Annotated in this window: 3 protein-coding genes; all 3 read right to left on the minus strand. The window is 66.8% G+C overall.

Going from position 1 to position 3122, the window contains the following annotated elements; translation table 11 throughout:
- Window positions 1-1515, minus strand: a 1515-nt coding sequence (locus HC022_RS22445) for a 3-hydroxyacyl-CoA dehydrogenase NAD-binding domain-containing protein (RefSeq protein ID WP_167453879.1), incomplete at its 3' end; no start/stop codon positions are given.
- 15 nt (window positions 1516-1530) lie between these two features.
- On the minus strand, window positions 1531-2742 hold the full coding sequence (locus tag HC022_RS22450) for an acetyl-CoA C-acetyltransferase (RefSeq protein WP_167453880.1): 1212 nt from the start codon (window positions 2740-2742) through the stop codon (window positions 1531-1533).
- Window positions 2743-2767: 25 nt separating this feature from the next.
- Window positions 2768-3122, minus strand: a 355-nt coding sequence (locus HC022_RS22455) for a glutathione S-transferase family protein (protein ID WP_175583695.1), incomplete at its 5' end; no start/stop codon positions are given.

Here is a 3122-nt window from a genome sequence, read left to right on the forward strand (position 1 = left end):
GTTGACCACGATGGGCGTCTTGCGGATCTGGCGCACGAAGTCGAGCGCCTTGGCCACGGCCACCTGACCGGTCTCGCGACCCTTGATGATCTCAACCAGCATCATCTTCTCGACAGGCGAGAAAAAGTGGATGCCGATGAACTGCTCGGGGCTGGACGAGGCCTTGGCGAGCTCCGTGATCGGCAGGGTCGAGGTGTTGGTGGCGAAGATGCAGTCCGGGCCCACGTGCGCGAGCACCTTCTTGGTGACCTCGGCCTTGACCTTCGGGTCCTCGAACACCGCCTCCACGATCAGGTCGCAGCCCGCGAGATCGGCATAGTCGTCGGTCGCGGTGATGAGCGCGAGCGCGGCCTCCTTCTTCTCGGGGGTGGCCTTCTTGCGGGCGATGCCCTTGTCCATGTAGCCCGCGGTGTAGGCGCGGCCCTTCTCGGCGGCCTCCTTCGACTGGTCGAGCAGCACCACCTCGATCCCCGCCATGGCCGAGACCAGCGTGATGCCGGCGCCCATCATGCCGGCGCCGAGCACGCCCACCTTCTTCACCCGCTGGTCTGGGACCTGCGGCCGGTTGGCGCCCTTCTCGAGCGCTTCCTTGTTGATGAAGAGCGACCGGATCATGGCGCTCGACGACGGGTTCAGCAGCACCGAGGTGAACCAGCGCGCCTCAATCTTCAGCGCCGTGTCGAAGGGCACCAGCGCACCCTCGTAGACCGCCGAGAGCATGGCCTTGGCAGCGGGGTAGACGCCCTTGGTCTTGCCGTTGACCATGGCCGAGGCGCCGACGAAGGTCATGAAGCCCGCCGGGTGGTAGGGGGCGCCGCCGGGCATCTTGTAGCCCTTCTCGTCCCAAGTCTTCACGATGTCGGCGGGCTTGGCGCTGAGCACCCAATCCTTTGCGGCGGCGAGGGGGTCGTCGCAGACCTCGTCGATCAGCCCCGCGGCCTTGGCCTTCTTCGGATCGCTGAGCTTGCCCTCGAGCAGGAAGGGCGAGGCCGCCATGGCGCCCAGCTTGCGCGACAGCCGCGTTGTGCCGCCGGCGCCGGGGAAGATGCCGACCATGATCTCGGGCAGGCCGATCTTGGCCTTGGGGTTGTCGGCGGCAAAGATCCGGTGGCAGGCCAGCGGGATCTCGAAACCGATCCCGAGCGCGGTGCCGGGCAGCACGCAGGCGATGGGCTTGCCGCCCTTGTTCCTGTCGTCCATCCCGGCGCGCTCGATCTTCCGCAGGATGCTGTGGATCTGCATGATCCCGGCGAAGATGCTGGATGCCGGATCGTCACCGCCGTCCTTGCGCATCTTGGCGAGCACATTGAGATCCATGCCTCCGGCGAAGCTGCCCGCCTTGCCCGAGGTGATGACGATGCCTTTCACGGCCTCGTCGGCAAGGGCCGCGTCGATGAAGCCGTCGAGCTGGCGGAAGCCCTCGATGCTCATGACGTTCATGCTCTTGCCGGGGGTGTCCCAGGTGATGATCGCGACGCCGTCGGCGCCGGTGTCCATGGTGAAGTCTGTGGTCATGTCGGTGCCTCCCCCTTACACGCGCTCGATGATCGTGGCGGCGCCCATGCCGGACGCGATGCAGAGCGTGGCGAGCCCCACCTCCTTGTCCGAACGCTCGAGCTCGTCGAGCAGGGTGCCGATGATGATGGCCCCGGTGGCGCCCAGCGGGTGGCCCATGGCGATGGAACCGCCGTTCACGTTGACCTTCGAGTGGTCCACGTCGAAGCGCTGCATGAAGCGCAACACCACGCTGGCGAAGGCCTCGTTGACCTCGAAGAGGTCGATGTCCGAGATCGCCATGCCGTTGTCGGCGAGGATCTTCTCGGTCACGGGAACAGGACCGGTGAGCATGATGGTGGGATCGGTGCCGATCTTGGCGGTGGCGCGGATGCGGGCGCGGGGCTTCAGGCCGCGCGCCTCGCCGAATTCCTTGCTGCCGATGAGCACGGCGGCGGCGCCGTCGACGATGCCCGAGGAATTGCCCGCGTGGTGGATGTGCTCGATCTTCTCGAGATGCGGGTACTTCATCAGCGCGAGCTGGTCGAAGCCGGGCATGACCTCGCCCATCTCCTTGAACGAGGGCTTGAGCGCGCCCAGCGACTGCATGTCGGTGCCGGGGCGCATGTATTCGTCCCGGTCGAGGATCGCGACGCCATTCTGGTCGCGCACGGTGATCACCGATTTGTCGAAGCGGCCAGCCTCCCAGGCGGCGGCGGCGCGGCGCTGGCTTTCCACCGCCAGCGCGTCGGCGTCGTCGCGGCTGAAGCCGTACTCGGTGGCGATGATGTCGGCCGAGATGCCCTGCGGCACGAAATAGACCTTCATGGCAAGGCTCGGGTCGACGGCAATCGCCGCCCCGTCCGAGCCCATGGCGACGCGACCCATCATCTCGACTCCTCCGGCGATGTAGGCGTCACCTGCACCGGCCCTGACCTGGTTGGCGGCGAGGTTCACCGCCTCCATGCCCGAGGCGCAGAAGCGGTTGATCGAAAGCCCGGGGATGCGCTCGTCGAGATCAGAGGCCAGCACGGCGGAGCGCGCGAGGCAGCCGCCCTGTTCGCCGACCTGGGTGACGTTGCCCCAGATCACGTCCTCGACCGCGTGGCCGTCGAGATCGTTGCGCTCCTTCAAGGCGTTCAGGGTCAGCGCCGAGAGCCGCAGCGAGGTCACCTCGTGCAGGGCGCCGTCCTTGCGGCCCTTGCCCCGCGGCGTGCGGATGGCGTCGTAGATATAAGCGTCGGTCATCGTGTCTCCTCCGTCTTGCCTGATATCACGCCCGGTCCGCAGGGGAGCCGGGCATCAGGTCGTATGGGTGTTTCCATCCGTCCAGCGCCTCGATGTTCGAGAGCCAGCGGTCGATATGGGGCCAGTCGGCGCGGGTGAAGCCGAAGGGCTCGGGATAGAACAGGTAGCCGCAGCACGAGAAATCGGCGTTGGTCGGGGCCGCGCCCACGATCCAGTCGCGGCCGTCGAGATGCCTGTTCAGGACCTCGTAGGCGGCCTTGAGGCGGCCCTGCATGAAGGGGATCACCGCCTCCGGGCGCTTGTCCTCGGGCAGGAAGTTCATCAGGAAGCGCGTCATTCCGGCCTGGCTCGAGAGCTTGTGGTTGTCCCAGAACACCCAG

The sequence above is a fragment of the Salipiger sp. HF18 genome (assembly GCF_011806505.1).
Lineage (GTDB): Bacteria > Pseudomonadota > Alphaproteobacteria > Rhodobacterales > Rhodobacteraceae > Salipiger > Salipiger thiooxidans.

Excerpts from the sequence above, each read along its gene's own strand:
- HC022_RS22450 (WP_167453880.1), bottom strand. The coding sequence starts at position 2,742 with ATGACCGACGCTTATATCTACGACGCCATCCGCACGCCGCGGGGCAAG.